Here is a 16,315-nt window from a genome sequence, read left to right on the forward strand (position 1 = left end):
ATAAATACACACATCAACTCAAGTGATTTTTCGGTGTAATTTTACACCGACAGGGATATTCACTCCCTGCTACATATTGGCACATAATTTCGGTCTCAAATGAATCGGCATATTCATGCACAACGTTCTCCCAGCAGAGAGTTAAACGTATCTGACGGTATAAAAACAGTGAAAACAAGTATGTACAATGCTTTAACCTTTAAACCTAATCAGCATATTGAAAACCTGATCAACCAACTCAAACCTGAATCCAACATATTTGAAACATATACAAGACAAAAAATTAACTATGAGAATGATAGCTCCCGCAAATGTTACTTGTTGCTTTCGGGAAGTATTGCCCTTTTTCGCACCCGAGATGGCTTCATGATGAACTCGGAATCAGCTCCTTATGTTTTTGGTTTAAGCAATCAGCTTGCGGCTGCTGACTATCTTTATATGCAAACGATGGAGCCTTCCCGCATTGCCTGCCTGTCTTTATTTACAGCAAACACAATTATTGCCGAAAGAGATTTATGGGAGAGTCTGTCACATCTGTTAATTTACACAGCGGGAAGGGTTTACGATCACTGCACGCGCATTTCGGCACCAACTTCGTACGCGATTATACGTTCTCAGCTGTATGAATTGATGCAGGAATCCGAGGAAATTCGCCACACTATTACGGCGGCAAATTATATCCAGTCGCGTACGTTTCTTTCTCGCAGCAGCATTATGAAGATCCTCGCTGAACTAAAAAAGGGGAGCTACATTACGACCGAGCGAGGCATTCTTTTACAGATAAAACAGGGCATCCCGATGAAGTACTAACGTTTTCTCTCAACGGGCATTATGTTGTCCAACGACAATGTTCTGCTAGATTTAATGTCATATCAGATTAACCAGAAAAATCTATGACAGCGCACGATCGTCACACCGATATCAAAATTCCCTCCCCGCATCTAACGCGTCTTCTTGCCGCGGTGACTTGCGATGAGGATTTCCGCACGATGGCTAAAGGCCGCAAACTTTTTTTTCGCCGCAGCGCAGAGCCACTGTGCCATTTTGTACGCAAAGGGAGTCTTCTGCTCGCTCGTAATGAAGATGCATTCTCGCTCGGTATTCTCTCCGCCCCACTGGCATTGGGTTTTACCGTACCGTTATCCGAACATCTTCATCTACGTACGATGACGGAATCTGAAATCGCCACCCTTCCTTATGAGCAAGTAATGGCGTTGGTTGAAGAAAAACAAGTTTGGGATCTTTTAGCTAAACACGTCATGTTCGTGACTAACAAGCTTTTCATTTATAACGAAATGCTGACGGCACCTACCAGCTTTGATATTTTACGCTATCAGTTACTGATGCTCATTCAGGAAGCTGACGAAATTCGTGCCAGTACCGCTGCTTATCAGTACATTCTTGACCGCACCCGATTATCACGCAGCAGTATTATGAAAATGCTGGCTGAGCTTAAAAAGGGCAACTATATCCAGTTGGAAAATGGCAAACTGATCGCCATTCACCATTTACCCACCCGCTTTTAAACGCCCAACCAGGTTACCCACCTTTGCAGATAGTCAGTATCGGCTGGGCAAATTTTCAAAACGTGTAGTTCATATTCACCGAAACGTTACGGGGTTCGCCATAAACCGCCGAATCATCCAGATACGAGTAATATTCACGATCGAACAAGTTATTGACGTTCGCCTGCACGGTCAGTTGCTTCGTTAACTGGTATTGCGCAAACAGGTTAACCAGCGGATAGCTGCCCTGATACAGACGCTGCGTTTCACCATCCGGGCCGGTCACATCCTTATAAACCCGATTTTGCCAGGTTGCACCGCCGCCGACGGTCAGTTCAGGCAGCACCGGAACACGGTAGCGGGTAAACAGTTTGAGCTGTGTTTGCGGGGCGAAACTGTTGTAGCGGCCGCTGCTATCAGTAGCGACGTAGCGGGTGGCGCTGAAGGTCATTTGCATGTTGTCCGTCACCGCGCCATTAACTTCAAACTCCGCCCCCTTACTCACCGCGCCTTTTGTCGCGCGATAAGCCTGTTCGCTGGAGCCATTGACAAAGACCCCGCTGATGGCTTCCGACGCGTTCTCCTGCTCGATGCGGAAAATGGCGAAGTTGGTGGTTAATCGGCTATCCATCCAGTCGGCTTTTAGCCCGGTTTCGTAGTTCTTGCCGGTGATTGGCGACAGCCATGCCCCATCAGCGGATCGTTTAGTTTGTGGCGAGAATATTGACGTATAGCTGGCGTAGGCCGACAAACTTTCCGTGATGTCGTAGACCACGCCGCCGTATGGCGTCATGTTGTATTTGCGCATATCGCCACTGCTGCCGTTAGCGCTGTACTGCGTATAGCGAGCGCCAAGAATGAGCGACAGCGGATCGGCCAGAGAGAAACGCGCGGCGGTATAGGCTGATTTCTGCCGCACAATATCATCGGCATTAAGATACCAGTCACCCCATTCCGGCTGAGCGACGCTGCCGTTCCAGTTGTTATTAAAGATGCCCATCTGGTCGCTATCCATCGGCCCATCCTGGCTATAGCTCGCGTTGTGCTGTCGGCTGTAGCTGGCCCCGGCCATAAGCTGATGCTGGCGGCCAAATAAATTAAACGGCCCGCTGGCGTAGGTATCAAAAGAGTCAAGGGTCCGTTTGCCGCGGTCTTTACTGCCCCAGCCGGTGGTACCTTCACCGGTGGTCGCATCGGGGTTACCCATCACGTACAGCAAGGTGTCGTTAAACGTCTGCTCGCCATGAGTACCGTTGAAACGCAATGACCAGCCGTTATCCCAGTCGTGGGTCAGATTGGCAAACACCTTGCGCGATTCGACAGCGTAGCGCGTCCAGTCGGCTGCCGTATTGGTGCTGCGATCATAATGGGTGCGCGAGCCGTCGCTATACAGGCTCGGTAGCCCGCCCCACGTTGGATTACCGGTATTGGTTTTTTGGTAATCCCAGCCCAGCGACAACGTTGTCCTGTCCGTTAAATCTGCATCCACGACGCCGTAAAGAAACTTTTTGGTCTTATGATAGCGATCCAGCCAGCTATCCTGATCCTGATAACCAGCAATCACCCGTCCGCGTACGCTGCCGTCGGCGTTGAGTGGTGTCGAGAAATCGCCGACATAGCGCTGCTTGTTCCAGCTCCCGTAACTGGCGCTGACGTTGCCGGTTACAGTTTTGCTGTCGGCTTTTTTGCGCACCATATTCACCGTCGCGCCGGGATCGCCTGCTCCGGTCATCAGCCCGGTTGCGCCACGTACAATTTCAATACGATCGTAAATAGCGGTATCTTCCGCCGCATCGCCGTAATTCCACGCATCGCCCAGCGAGGTGGGGATATCGTCGTAGGAGAAACTGGTGATTTCAAAGCCGCGAGAGTAGTAATACGAACGTTCGCTGTCGATTTCCTGCGATGACACGCCGGTCGCGTTGGTCAGTACATCATCGATAGTTTGCAGGTTTTGATCCTTCATACGCTGCTGGGTAACGATGCTGACAGACTGCGGCACATCACGCGGTGCCAGCAGCATTTTGGTGCCCGCACGCGTGGTTTTCGCGGCGTAATCCTGCGGGTCATCCGCGGTATTTTCAGTACTGCCGTACACCACCATATTCTGCTGAGTATTTTCTGCTGCCTGGGCAGGGTGAATAAACGCGTGTACGGCCAACGCCAGCAGCGAAACGGTGAACGGTTTTACTATTTTGTTTATGGATGCGTGCCCTGAACTTCCCTTGCCATTGAGAAACATAACTTTTTTCCATCAGGAATTATTCTTGTGAATGCAGCTGTTGCGCCGGCAGCGCTGATGAAATAGCCCTCTATTCCATGAGGTTTAGCGCCACAAATAACGTGAAACAGCAACAATTGAGAATGGAAATGATAATTATTTGTTTTATTAAACTCATAGTGTTTTGTAAGTTAACTGTAAGGAAATGTATACTTACATCAAATCAATGTATTAGCCTCTCCCCACCCCGCATTCCCACTCACTACCGCTGAAAAATACCCATCCAGGGTCTTAGAAATCAGCGCTCTCCCCCCTCCCACTCCGTTAGCCAATTTGCTCAACCCAAACAAATGATTATGATTCTCATTCTTGTTTTAGCGACGTTGCTCTGCCTTAGAGCACGTAAACCCAATGATGGAGTTCAGAATGAAATCGTTGTTCAGCCCGCATAAAACCACGCTTTCCGCTGCGCTGGTTACGGCATTGACCCTGACCACGTTGCAGGCCATGGCAGAGACATCGCCACCAGCCACTGCCGCCGTCCACCAAAAAACCACATCACCTCTGGTCCAGCGTCAACTGGGGGATGGTTTATATGAGTTGGCTCTGATACCTGGGCAAAATGCCCTGTTTGTTGCCAGCGCTCAGGGGTTCAAAGACGTTAACGGCGGCATGCTCTACCGACTTGACCCGACAACGCTGACCACCACGGTCGAAACCCATACCGATCTCAAAAACTTTGGTATGGCGGTCGATGATAACGGTCAGGTTTTCTACACCACTAACTCGCTGGACGGCGGCGTGTCAAAAGTGGATGCCCATAGTGGGAAAGTACTGCAACGCCTGATGTTCGAGGGCAAGGACAAAGATGGAGATCCCGTTGGCGCGCGGGAAGTTCTGTTTCACGACAATCAACTCTACATCGGCCGCGTGACCGATCCCGGCTACATTTCCGTGGTTGACGCGAAAACCATGACTTTGAAAACCCAGATTGAAAAAGCCGGCAAATGGGTGACCGGGATCATCTACTCTCCGCTAACCAAACGCATCTATGCGGCTAACGGCGGCGGCGAAATTCTGGTGATTAATCCGGCCACCAATAAAATTGAAAAACGCTGGACTCCGGGCGACGGCAAAGAGTACCTGTTCCTCAACATGGCGGAAGATCCGGCGACTGGCCGCCTGTTCGTGACTGACGATTCAAAAGCGAAAACGACGCTGGTGTTTGATGAGCGTACGGGCAAAGTGATTAAACGTCTTGAGGGTGATGCGCTGGGGATCAAATTCAACGCCAAACGCAATGAAATTTATATCAGCCAGCGCGAGTCGAAAAAGGTATTACAACTCGACGCCACCAGCTATGCGCTGAAAAATACATGGTCTTTCGATAGCCATCCGAACAGCCTGCTGATTTCTCCTGACGGCAACACGCTTTACGTCACCATCAAGCAGGATTTCAACGAGGATAACACAACCAAAGGCCCTGACAGCGTGGCGCGCATTGCGCTGAACTAACCTCCGCATCATCCCGATTTCTTTTGCCGCAAAATGCTGTATTATGCGAGTTATTGCAGCATTTTGCGGAATTTAAAAGATGCATAAAACGGCCAGGCAAAAATACCTGCTTGATATTCTTAGCGAAAAGGGTGAAGTCACTATCAGCGAGCTGGTAGATAAGCTGCAGGTTTCTGCGGATACCCTGCGCCGCGACCTTACCGATCTCGAAAAACAGGGCCTCGCACAGAAGAATCACGGCGGCGCTATCGCCCTGAATCTCTCGTTGATGAACCGCCAAAGCAGAAACGCTCTGCTCGCGGATACCAAACAGCGCCTGGGCAAAATGGTGGCTGAGAAGATCCCCAGCGGATCGACTCTGTTTCTTGACGCAGGCAGCACGGTACTGGCCGTCGCGAGCCAGGTAACCGGCCCCATGACGGTCATTACCCATTCTCTGGACATTGCCCAGCACTTCAGCGATCGCCCGGATATTCAGCTTATTCTGCTGGGTGGAAAATGGGATATGCAACAGCGCCTGTTTGCCGGTCACGCCACCCTGTCGCTGCTCGAACGCTATCGTGCGGATATCGCCATTCTTGGCGCCTGCGCGCTTCATGCCGAACTTGGCCTGAGCGCCAGCCAGGAAGCCGATGCCCAGGTGAAGCGCGCCATGCTGGCGGCCAGCGCTGAACACTGGCTGGTCGCCGACCATATGAAACTGAACCACTGCGAACCCTGGCTGGTCGCTGAACTCACCGATATCCATCAGCTCTTTCTCGACCGTCCGTGGAAAGAGTTGAAGGATAACGGCTCAATACACCTCAACATCGCTGATGCGTAATGACGCGGAGACGCTTATGAATAACGCTAAGAACATCAATATCGCCCTGATTGGCTATGGTTTTGTCGGCAAAACCTTCCATGCGCCGCTGATCCAATCCGTTGACGGCCTGAATCTGGCGATTGTCGCTTCCCGCGATGAAGAAAAAGTGAAGCGCGATTTGCCGAATGTGACCGTAATTGCCTCACCTGAAGAGGCTATTCAGCATCCGGATATCGATCTGGTGGTCATTGCCTCCCCAAACGCGACCCACGCCCCGCTCGCCCGGCTGGCCTTAAACTCTGGTAAGCACGTGGTGGTCGACAAACCGTTTACGCTCGATATGCAGGAAGCCCGCGAGCTGATTGCGCTTGCGCAAGAGAAACAGCGAGTGCTGTCGGTGTTCCATAACCGCCGCTGGGACAGTGATTATCTCGGCGTTAAGCAGGTTATCGAGCAGGGACTTATCGGTAAGGTTAAACATTTTGAATCGCATTTCGACCGCTTCCGCCCGGAAGTCCGCGTTCGCTGGCGCGAGCAGAATGTGCCGGGCAGCGGCCTGTGGTTTGATTTAGGCCCGCATATGATTGACCAGGCGCTGCAGCTGTTTGGCCTGCCGCAATCCGTACAGGGAAATATCGCGACCCTGCGCGATGGTGCGCAAATTAACGATTGGGCGCATGTGGTGCTGAATTATCCGCAGCATAAAGTGATTCTGCACTGCAGCATGCTGGTGGCCGGCGGCGTATCGCGCTTTACCATTCATGGCGATAAAGGCAGCGTGGTCAAACAAAAAGCGGACCAGCAGGAGAGTCAATTACTGGCAGGTGTGGTTCCTGGCAGCGAAGATTGGGGCCACGACGACGATAGTCTGGTGGTTTACGATGCCGATCTCCAAACCCAGGAAATCAGTACACCGCAGGGCGACCAGCGTCAGTACTATATTCACGTCCGTGATGCGCTGACCGGGAAAATCAACAACCCGGTATCACCATTAGAAGCGCTCGCCGTGATGGCAGTACTGGAAGCCGCGGTGCAATCTGCCGAGAGCGGGATGACGCAAACTTTAGCGCTGACCGCCGATGAGCTGGCTGGCCTAAAATAAGCAAGGTTCTGTAACCAGGGAAATCGCCGGGCAAGCAATAAAAACCACAGCCAGTACGGACCGGTAGCCAGGACAGGTGCGCAGCAGCGCCTCCGGGAAACCGCCACGCCGTGTCGACATTATGCCCCGTCGTTACAGGCGCTTCAGCGCCGTCTTCGGGGAATCTATCCGGTCTACAGTTTCACCCGCATCAGATCGCTAAAACGGGTGGTGTAGGCCGGAGATAGCATGTTTCGCTTCATCTCCCAAGCACGCTCTATTCCCTGAGCGGCAAACCAGAGACGCCCTTTTCCTCGTTGGTTAACGTGATCGAGTACCGTCATGAGCTGCTCGCTATTGGCTCGCGGCCGATAGTCATCAAACAAGCTCAACTGAGCCACCCCCTGGCTAAAGAAGTCGCCCAGCATTACGCCACACTTTTGAAACCGATACCCCTCCCGCCAGATGGCATCCAGACACTTTATCGCCGCAGCGACGATATCCCGGCTATCCTGCGTTGGGATCTGGATTTTGGTCCCGGCATCTTTACCATAATAGACTTCATTACCTGCAAACGGGCTGGTTTTAATAAAGGCGGAAACATAGCGGCAATATTGATGATCTGCACGGAGCTTCTCGGCGGCGCGAACCGCATGGCTGCATATTGCTTCACGCATCGGTTCATATTCGCTCACCTTTTGGCTAAACGAACGCGAGCAGATGATTTGCTGCCTCGTCGGCATAAACTCTTCCGGTTCAAGACAAGGCTCGCCGCACAACTCTCGCACTGTGCGCTCCAGCACGACGCTAAAATGTTTTCTGATAAGCGACGCGGGCGTTTCAGCAAGCTGAAGCGCCGTTTTAATGCCCATATCATTGAGCTTTTTCGCTATTCGTCGACCAACGCCCCAGATCTCGCTGACCTCAACCTGAGCCAGCAGTTTTCGCTGCCTGGCCAACAAAGAGAGATCAACAACGCCTCCGGTTTGCGGCCATCTTTTCGCTGCATAATTAGCCAGCTTAGCCAGTGTTTTAGTCGGCCCAATTCCCACACCTACCGTCAAGCCAGTGCACTGGAGTAATGTCGTTCGCACGTGGCGACCAAATGCCTCGAGTTCCCCTGGACGATTAAGCCCGGTGAGATTCACAAATGCTTCATCAATGGAATATTGGTGAACTGATGGGGCCAGCTCTTCAAGAAGGGTCATTACACGGTGCGACATATCGCCATACAGTGCGTAGTTACTGCTAAATACCGCGATCTGGTAACGCTCAAACTGAGATTTCACTTTGAAATACGGCGCGCCCATGGGGATCTCAAGCCGTTTAGCTTCGCTATTTCGGGCAATCACGCAGCCATCATTATTGCTTAATACCACCACCGGACGCCCGCGCAAATCGGGGCGAAAGGCCATTTCACAGCTGGCGTAAAATGAATTCACATCTACCAGGGCAAACATTAGCGAAACCGATTAATGCTGAACGTGACGACGCCAAAAATCTCCAGCTCTTCACCACCATCGTGTAGTTCAATCGGAGGAAAATCAGGGTTCATCGGCATCAATTGCATCACGGGATGCGTGCAGAGGCGTTTGACCGTGTATTCACCGGCCAACGAGGCAATGATGATATCGCCATGCGTTGCTTTCAGGCTGCGATCCACCACCAGTAGCGAACCCTCATAAATACCGGCATCAACCATCGACATGCCTGTCGCCATCACAAAATAGGTCGCCGCAGGATGGCTGATACAAAGCTCGTTGAGATCAATCCCCTTCTCAATATAATCCTGCGCCGGGCTGGGAAACCCACACGGGACAAGATCGCTAAACAACGGTATTGATATGACCTGACGCAATTCAACCGGCTTGTAGAACATCATGATAAACTCACCTGCATATACTGTATTTATATACAGTATCAATACTTCAATGGCGTTAATCAAGCCACATGCAGGGCATTAACGTGAACACATTGAAGTTGTGGAGAATTTAGCATCCGTACGCTAATCATATCGTCGATATTGTGTAGGGGCCCCTATACGTATTCCCGATGGTTTGTATTGCTCTCTGGAAATTTCGGTCAATTGGGAGGAGGATAGAATTTGCCAATCGGCTCTTTGCTCACAAATTGTGGCGATCCATCCGACATACTGAACGGGAGATTCTTATGTATTACACGTTAGGAGACACCACTCTCCACTTTTATCGCTATCAGTGCCGCTTCTACGTCGCTCATTGGGACGGTGGCCATGTGATGACAGAGAAGTTCAAGCCGTTCATTGCCTCGATCACGGAGAAGACGGGCATTGATGCAAAGAACGTTGAGGCAGTCGCACGAGACTACTTCACTAACGTTGATTAAGATTGCACTGGCTACCATCGCTATCGGGTCTCCTGAAGCGATGGTGATCGTGTTACGTAAGGCCGAAAAACTTATCTCGCAGAAATAAAACGCCAGTGTCGCATGATTGTAAAACTTAGGCCGTAAGATGAAGCCCGGACGCCACCAGCGCTAAAACGAGGTGAAGAGATGGGAATAGTCAAGGCCAGTGATTTGGAACAGGCAAAGCAACTTCTGCAATCCAGTGAAGCCATTAAAATCGAACTGGATTTTGAACTCGACTCTGATGAGTTTTTTAATTTTGCCATTGAGCACTGTACCAATGGAGCAAAGCTCACGCGCGTTGACGATCGCTTCGTGATTTCACGCAAAAAAAAGTAACCCAATAGCCATATCCGATCATTCACAACATCACAGAAGCTTTTGTTTCTGGCTTCTGTGATAGTGAAGATGCCGTCTAATCAATTAGTATTAGAATATTGACGTATCGCGCATTTTCATCAGCCATGGAGGAATAATGTAGCTTCGGTATCTCACCGAGGATTAAATTGTGAAAAAGTTATTAATATGTTGCCTGTTCGGCGAAACGGCAGGAATTATTGCCAGAAAAATGCAAAAAATAGCCGATACTCAGAGTTTAGATCTCTTAATCAGTGCCGTTGGTGTTGAGAATTTCTTTAGCGTAGCACCTGCCTATGACGGCGTTTTGATCGCTCCGCATATTCAATATAAGATCCCAGAATTCATGAACTCATTGAATTCGGAACAAGAAATTGCAGTGATCGAAAGTTTGCCTTACGCATCATTTGATGGTGAGAAAATCCTCACGTTCGCAATGAGTACGATTCCTCAATCACTAACATAATGTGGTTTAGTATGCGCTATGCAGAACCCGTGAAATCACGGGTTCCTTCCACCACCCGCACGCTTATAATTTTAAATTAAACAAATAATCTCTCGCAGAGTTCCAGGTAAAAAAGATAATAAGCATGACCATTATTTATACCAGGAAATACCATGCGTAAGCTCTCCCTTGTTATGCTGGCTACAATGCTAACGGCCTGTAGTTCACAGCCTCCCAAAACCTTAACTAAAATAGATGCGTTACACATCCCCGTCGTGCAAAACAATCCAATAGCCAGCGACCCGGTTGCGACAACGATGCTGCATCAGAAAAATAAGCAAATCATTGATAATGTATCATTCAGTTTAAAAACAGATTATCTGTTAGATGTGAAAACTAACGATATTTTTGATGTCCATAGCCAGACGTATCGGGTTTATGCTTCGCTGACAAAATTGGATCAAATGCGCTTAATGAATAACTACTATCTGAAAGAGCAGAATATCGCCGGGTTACAGAAGATGAACGACTCTCTGCAATCACTCACTCAGGGATAAAAAAGAGCCCCCTTATTAGCAATAAGGGGGCTCTTTCCAGGCCGTTGAATTTACTGACCAAATCGATAGCTGACGCCAGCCATCACGGAGCTCACATCGCTGCTCATGCCAATCTGGTTTTCGTTGCCCACATTGTTAACCCACTGATACTCCAGACGCCCCGACCAATTGTTGTTAAAGGCATACTCAGTACCAATCGCCACCACCGGACGCACGCCGGTATCAAAACGGTTATGGCCATTCACGTCAGACTCCGCGCGATAGCCCATCAGCCCTGCGCGGCCATAGAGATCCCAATCGCTGGTCAGGCCGTAGCTGGCTTTCAATGAGAGCTGCAATCCCTGACTTTTCATCTGCGAACCGGATGCACCATGGCGACCGTTGATCCCCATATTACCTAAATAATCATACCCACCTTCTACCGCCAGCCACGGGTTAATCTGATAACCGGTAAACACACCGCCGCCGACGTTATCACGGTCTACATCGACAGAATGATCGGAGCTTGAGTCACCATAATGCGACCAGCCAAATTTAGAACCCGCATACCAGGTTCCCTCCTGCGCAGCAGCAAAAGCAGTGGTCGCGGTAAAAGCATTAGCAATAATTAACGTAATAAGCGTCTTTTTCATAAAAATCCTGGTGTCGACCCGTTGTCGAATAAATGAGATACTTAAGAATTAAGTGGGCCTACAATAGAATATAAATGCAGCAATGATAACCGCTTTATTATTTAATTTTGGACAAACCAACCAACCTAAAAACGCTCAGGTAAATTATTCAATTCAATCAAATAACCACCGCGTTTAAAAACGATGTAGTTACCACTTTTTAACGCAGAAAGCACATTTAATACACTACTTCGGGATAAATGTGTGCGTTCCTGAATATAATCAAGAATAGATACGCGCATTCGAGCTCCCTCCGGGAGCAGGCTCATTTCTATTAAATGATTGCGAATGACGGCATAGGTTCGTTGCTGTACCACTAGGGCATCACGATAAAAAAGATAGGCCGTATGATACGACAACAATGAGGCGACATCTTCCCATACGCCGTGCTGACGAAAGGCCTCCATCGCTTTTTGCGCATCGACGCGCAGGATTGTCGATTCAGTTTCCGCCCGCAATTGATGGCCGCGCACCGGCTGGATCATTTCAGCGATGCCAAACAGATGTGGGTTGTAAACGGTGACAATTAGCAGGCCGTCTGATGCCCTGAGTATCGAAAGCTCGCCTTCCTGAAAAAGGTACAACTGAGGTTGATTTTTGTGCGTCCAGGTGATGCGTTTCCGCGGCACTACTTTCATTTTTTCGGCAATCGGCTCCAGCAGTGCCGTCAAGCGTTGGATACTCTCTTCCGGGCGAACAGGTGGTAAAATGTGCATAGAAATACCTGATAAGTTTCAATCAGCACAATTATAGAACGTCATAATGTTTTCGTAAAAATTGCGCAACTCAGTATTTACTCATATCAGGACAAAATAAAAAACCACGATTGTATTTAAATTTAAACAACCCCAAAAGCCAGGCGCAGGAAATTCGACCATAAAAAACACAAATAAATACAGAAAGTTACACTTGGGTGTGGAGCTGATTGGTGTATTACAAGGAATTAATGACTAATCGAGACGGAAAAAGATATGGCACTATAGACGTCAAAAGGCCCCTTTCGGGGCCGATTTATTTCCTTAACTCCAGCGATGCTGAGTTTTTAGAAATATGTATGGCGATGTTATCGAGTGTAATCATTGAAGATTTACAAAAGATACATTTCGCGCCAAACGGATTTGTTGCAGACACATCGTAAGCCGATGTTCTGTACTGTGACCCATGACAGCATGGGCACCTGAAATGAATGTGGTCAGTCATGATGTTAGCCTCTATTTGCTACAACATTCACTACCGCAGGGACATTTAGCCATATTCAACTGAAAACGCTTTCCTGGTTTTCAATGACAACGCAAAAAGCATTGTTCTGAATGGTCGATAATAACAAAGACATCATTGTCATTAATTCTTAAAGATAAACCCGAAACTCTTCGGATTAAAATCTATACTGCACCAGCGATCTTTTGGATGTTGTTTGTTTTTTAATGTGCCTTCGGCACGTAACGTTAAGTAAAATTTAATACAGAAATATTAAGTGTATTCGGGATGTCGTATCTCTCATACACTTTCGATCATTTTAAATGGGTACACTGGCACCGTCTGCTTCAATATACCCTTTACTACTCTCTTGTAAACCTGTCTACTCGGGCTTAGACCGTCATCGTTGTCGCAGGTTCAAAAGATTTTAGAAAATTATTAATCGCGCAAAATGACATTTGCAGCAGCAGGACCTTTGGCGCCATTCTCGATAGAGAAATCAACTTTCTGCCCTTCAAATAAGGTTTTGAAACCATCACCCTGAAGTGCAGAAAAATGTACAAAGACATCCTTACTGCCATCCAGTGGAGAAATAAAACCAAAACCTTTGCTTTCGTTAAACCATTTTACTAAACCAGTCATCTTCTCAGACATAAATATTACCTCAATAATCAGCGCCTTACGGCGAAAAAGTTCGCATCACAGAATTTAATTAATAACGATAAGGAGGCTCGAAAAAAGGATTATCTATGGATAACGCTTGAGATGAGAACTGCTTTACTAAACCGCTTTATTTTTAGGTCTGTGTACCAAACCAACCCCCTATTGATCGCACAGATAACAATTGATAGCAAGCTTTATTTTTATAGAGACTCTGTTCAGCTGGCAATATTGCGCCAACTACGGTTCGCATTCCCTCTTCTACCAGGCTATATCTTAGACACCTAATTCACATGGGAGTGGTTATGATGAGTAAGAAAATTCTAATGCTGGTCGGCGATTATGCTGAAGACTACGAAACGATGGTGCCATTTCAGGCATTGCAGATGATTGGTCATCAGGTTGATGCAGTCTGCCCTGACAAAATCACAGGCGACTACATTATGACTGCAATACATGATTTTGACGGTGCCCAGACTTATAGCGAGAAGCCTGGTCATCGTTTTATTCTCAACGCCGATTTCAGCGCAGCGAAGGAACAGGATTATGACGCTCTGCTGATCCCCGGTGGACGCGCGCCTGAATACCTACGATTGAATGATGAAGTACTCAAACTGGTACAGGCGTTTGATGCTGCACGTAAACCGATTGCCGCAGTTTGCCACGGTCCCCAACTGCTGGCCGCAGCAGGGATACTAAAAGGACGCACCTGCAGCGCCTACCCGGCCTGTGCACCGGAAGTACGGCTCAGCGGTGGTCATTATGCCGACATCGGCATCGATCAGGCGCACGTCGATGGCAATTTGGTCACCGCCCCTGCCTGGCCAGCGCACCCGCAATGGCTGGCGAAATTTGCCGAATTGTTGCAGCAGTAACAACGCTACAGTCCTCCTGTTGAATAAAACGAACGTGACCAGGTGACGACAAGAGATAATCAGAAAAGACAGGCTGGCGCTGAAAACAGCGCCAGTTGCGGGTTTTACGGTGGTGCACTTATCAGTGCTTCAGATTGCTGACAAAGTGCACCTGGCTGGAATTGCCCAGTGGCGGCTAGCGCCTTACCGGGCCTACGAAAAATGCACAATTTATTGATATTGTGGGTTTTGTAGGCCGGGCAAGGCGTCAGCCGACGCCCGGCAGAAACGCGAGCACAATCTTTAAAACTGGTTTGTCATCAGTGCTTCTCGATATACATCGTGCGGCTGTATGCCACATCTTCCGGGTTGGTTATCGGATATCCTTTCAACCACGGTTTAATCAGACGCCCGTTGGTGTATTGATAAATCGGCGCGATAGGCGCTTTCGCCATAATGATTTTTTCCGCTGAGTTGTAATCATCGTTACGCGCTTTTTCCGAGTTTTCCAGCGCTGCCTGGGTCAGGATCTTGTCATAGGCCGGATCGTTAAAGCGGGAAATATTGCCGCTGTGGGTTGAGGTCAGTAGCGACAGGAAAGTCGACGGTTCGTTGTAATCCCCTACCCACGAGGCGCGGATCACATCGAAATTCCCGGTATTTCGACTGTCGATATAGGTCTTCCACTCCTGATTTTGCAGCTTCACATCAACGCCAAGGTTTTTCTTCCACATCGACGCCACCGCGATAGCGATTTTCTGATGATTTTCCGAGGTGTTATACAGCAGAGTCAGCTTCAGCGGGCGGTTTGGGCCGTAGCCCGCCGCCTGCAGCAGCGCTTTCGCCTGAGCATTCAGCTCGGCCTGACTCATACTCTCTATTTGCACCGGCTGCGGAGTGAAGCCTGCTGTGACATCCGGGGTAAAGCGCCAGGCCGGTTTCTCGCCGGTTCCCAGAATTTTCTCTGCCATCAGACGACGGTCAATCGTCATGCTCAGCGCCAGGCGCACGCGCTCATCGGCAGTTGGCCCCTTCTGCGTGTTAAACGCATAGTAATAAGTCCCCAGCTGCGGCGGGGTATAGACCTGTCCCGGGATGTCCTTCAGCAGCTTCTGATACAGGTTTTTCGGGAATGACTCAGTGATATCGATATCGCCCGCCAGATAGCGCTTGGTCGCCGCCGATTCCTGGTTGATCGGCACAAACGTAACCTGCTGAATAACAGTTTTGGCGTTATCCCAATAGTGCGTATTGGGAACCACCACCAGCTTTTCATTCACCACGCGATCTTTTAAAACATACGCGCCGTTACCGACCAGATTACCCGGGCGCGTCCAGTTATCACCGCTTTCCACATTGGCTTTCTGCACAGGATAAAAGGCGAAACTGGCCGCCAGATTGCTGAACCACGGCAGCGGTTTATCCAGCTGCACGCGCAGGGTCCGCGCATCCACCGCGGTGACGCCGAGGCTATCCGGCGCAGCTTTACCATCAATAATATTTTGCGCGTTGCTGATGCCCGCCAGAGCGGCAAACCAGGCGAATGGCGAAGTCGTTTTTGGGTCCACCAGCCGCCGCCAGCTATAGACAAAATCCTCTGCCGTCACCGGCGTGCCGTCAGACCAGCGGGCGTTGTCACGCAGGGTGAAGGTCCAGACGCGGTTATCATTGCTCTGCCAGCGAGTCGCCACGCCAGGAATCAGGTTGCCTTTCGCATCCTGATTGACTAAACCTTCAAAGAGATCGCGGATCACCTGAATTTCTGGCAGGCCCACGGCTTTAGCGGGATCTAATGTGGCGGGTTCATCTTTAATGTGCCGCACCAGCATCTGTTTTTCAGCTAATACGGTGCCCGGAGGGACATCCGCCGCCCAGGCAAGAGAAGAGACGCTGGCTAACCACAGCGCGCCGCATGTCAATGTGACAGGATACTTCATAAGATCCCCTTTAAAATAAAAAAACCAGAGCTGGCAGTGCGATAATTATTTGTTTCATCACCTGAAATTGCAAACAGCTTGTGATAGAAAATTGACATATATGCTGATTTCTCGATCGCAGGAAA

General features: G+C 49.2%; 18 protein-coding genes. 10 read left to right on the plus strand and 8 right to left on the minus strand.

From position 1 onward, the window contains the following. Positions 1–180: 180 nt before the first annotated feature. Both ACMYSL_RS16265 and ACMYSL_RS16270 read left to right on the plus strand, forming a co-directional pair. Positions 181–810: a helix-turn-helix domain-containing protein gene (locus ACMYSL_RS16265; protein ID WP_434659085.1), complete on the plus strand. Its 630-nt coding sequence runs from the start codon at positions 181–183 to the stop codon at positions 808–810. Between the two features lie 179 nt (positions 811–989). Next, positions 990–1,526, plus strand: a complete 537-nt coding sequence (locus tag ACMYSL_RS16270; protein ID WP_434659086.1) for a helix-turn-helix domain-containing protein — start codon at positions 990–992, stop codon at positions 1,524–1,526. A gap of 55 nt (positions 1,527–1,581) precedes the next feature. On the opposite strand, the gene fhuE is transcribed toward ACMYSL_RS16270, so the two are convergent. Continuing rightward, on the minus strand, positions 1,582–3,747 hold the full coding sequence (gene fhuE, locus ACMYSL_RS16275; protein WP_434659087.1) for a ferric-rhodotorulic acid/ferric-coprogen receptor FhuE: 2,166 nt from the start codon (positions 3,745–3,747) through the stop codon (positions 1,582–1,584). 405 nt (positions 3,748–4,152) lie between these two features. Between fhuE and ACMYSL_RS16280 the strand changes: the two genes are divergently transcribed. The 3 genes from ACMYSL_RS16280 (at position 4,153) to ACMYSL_RS16290 (ending at position 7,148) form a co-directional block, all read left to right on the plus strand. After that, entirely contained in the window at positions 4,153–5,241 is a 1,089-nt protein-coding gene (locus tag ACMYSL_RS16280) for a YncE family protein (RefSeq protein WP_434659088.1), read from the plus strand. 79 nt (positions 5,242–5,320) lie between these two features. Further along, a complete protein-coding gene (locus tag ACMYSL_RS16285) occupies positions 5,321–6,064 on the plus strand; it encodes a DeoR/GlpR family DNA-binding transcription regulator (protein WP_181482467.1) in 744 nt (247 codons plus the stop codon). Continuing rightward, positions 6,057–7,148: an oxidoreductase gene (locus tag ACMYSL_RS16290; protein WP_434659089.1), complete on the plus strand. Its 1,092-nt coding sequence runs from the start codon at positions 6,057–6,059 to the stop codon at positions 7,146–7,148. Before ACMYSL_RS16285 ends, ACMYSL_RS16290 begins: the two co-directional genes overlap by 8 nt. Positions 7,149–7,321: 173 nt before the next feature. Here ACMYSL_RS16290 and umuC read toward each other — a convergent pair whose 3' ends face one another. Both umuC and umuD read right to left on the minus strand, forming a co-directional pair. Next, positions 7,322–8,587: a translesion error-prone DNA polymerase V subunit UmuC gene (umuC, locus tag ACMYSL_RS16295; RefSeq protein WP_434659090.1), complete on the minus strand. Its 1,266-nt coding sequence runs from the start codon at positions 8,585–8,587 to the stop codon at positions 7,322–7,324. Then, entirely contained in the window at positions 8,587–9,009 is a 423-nt protein-coding gene (gene umuD, locus ACMYSL_RS16300; protein ID WP_181482470.1) for a translesion error-prone DNA polymerase V autoproteolytic subunit, read from the minus strand. The genes umuC and umuD overlap by 1 nt, the downstream gene beginning before the upstream one ends. Before the next feature lie 287 nt (positions 9,010–9,296). On the opposite strand from umuD, the gene ACMYSL_RS16305 reads away from it, so the two are divergent. The 4 genes from ACMYSL_RS16305 (at position 9,297) to ACMYSL_RS16320 (ending at position 10,871) form a co-directional block, all read left to right on the plus strand. Continuing rightward, entirely contained in the window at positions 9,297–9,491 is a 195-nt protein-coding gene (locus tag ACMYSL_RS16305; protein WP_110273449.1) for a hypothetical protein, read from the plus strand. 168 nt (positions 9,492–9,659) lie between these two features. After that, positions 9,660–9,851, plus strand: a complete 192-nt coding sequence (locus tag ACMYSL_RS16310; RefSeq protein WP_434659091.1) for a hypothetical protein — start codon at positions 9,660–9,662, stop codon at positions 9,849–9,851. A gap of 169 nt (positions 9,852–10,020) precedes the next feature. Continuing rightward, a complete protein-coding gene (locus tag ACMYSL_RS16315; RefSeq protein WP_434659092.1) occupies positions 10,021–10,335 on the plus strand; it encodes a PTS sugar transporter subunit IIB in 315 nt (104 codons plus the stop codon). A 152-nt stretch (positions 10,336–10,487) separates the two neighbouring features. Beyond that, on the plus strand, positions 10,488–10,871 hold the full coding sequence (locus tag ACMYSL_RS16320; protein WP_182238202.1) for a hypothetical protein: 384 nt from the start codon (positions 10,488–10,490) through the stop codon (positions 10,869–10,871). A 50-nt stretch (positions 10,872–10,921) separates the two neighbouring features. Here ACMYSL_RS16320 and ACMYSL_RS16325 read toward each other — a convergent pair whose 3' ends face one another. The 4 genes from ACMYSL_RS16325 to cspE all read right to left on the minus strand — a co-directional run bounded on the left by ACMYSL_RS16325 (position 10,922) and on the right by cspE (position 13,393). Continuing rightward, positions 10,922–11,503: an outer membrane beta-barrel protein gene (locus ACMYSL_RS16325; protein ID WP_181482472.1), complete on the minus strand. Its 582-nt coding sequence runs from the start codon at positions 11,501–11,503 to the stop codon at positions 10,922–10,924. 125 nt (positions 11,504–11,628) lie between these two features. Next, the gene (locus tag ACMYSL_RS16330) at positions 11,629–12,258 is read right to left on the minus strand and encodes a helix-turn-helix domain-containing protein (RefSeq protein ID WP_182238200.1); all 630 of its coding nucleotides are present in this window, start codon (positions 12,256–12,258) and stop codon (positions 11,629–11,631) included. A 295-nt stretch (positions 12,259–12,553) separates the two neighbouring features. Then, on the minus strand, positions 12,554–12,742 hold the full coding sequence (gene ymcF, locus ACMYSL_RS16335) for a cold shock small protein YmcF (protein ID WP_142514262.1): 189 nt from the start codon (positions 12,740–12,742) through the stop codon (positions 12,554–12,556). Positions 12,743–13,177: 435 nt separating this feature from the next. Beyond that, on the minus strand, positions 13,178–13,393 hold the full coding sequence (gene cspE, locus ACMYSL_RS16340; protein ID WP_110273456.1) for a transcription antiterminator/RNA stability regulator CspE: 216 nt from the start codon (positions 13,391–13,393) through the stop codon (positions 13,178–13,180). A 314-nt stretch (positions 13,394–13,707) separates the two neighbouring features. On the opposite strand from cspE, the gene ACMYSL_RS16345 reads away from it, so the two are divergent. Continuing rightward, positions 13,708–14,274 carry a DJ-1/PfpI family protein gene (locus ACMYSL_RS16345; RefSeq protein WP_304260932.1) on the plus strand — a complete coding sequence of 189 codons (567 nt, stop codon included), beginning with the start codon at positions 13,708–13,710 and terminating at the stop codon, positions 14,272–14,274. A gap of 299 nt (positions 14,275–14,573) precedes the next feature. On the opposite strand, the gene ACMYSL_RS16350 is transcribed toward ACMYSL_RS16345, so the two are convergent. Then, positions 14,574–16,190: a peptide ABC transporter substrate-binding protein gene (locus tag ACMYSL_RS16350; protein ID WP_434659093.1), complete on the minus strand. Its 1,617-nt coding sequence runs from the start codon at positions 16,188–16,190 to the stop codon at positions 14,574–14,576. Positions 16,191–16,315: the final 125 nt, after the last annotated feature.

Origin of the sequence: Klebsiella sp. MISC125 (assembly GCF_051131775.1) — a bacterium.
GTDB lineage: Bacteria > Pseudomonadota > Gammaproteobacteria > Enterobacterales > Enterobacteriaceae > Klebsiella.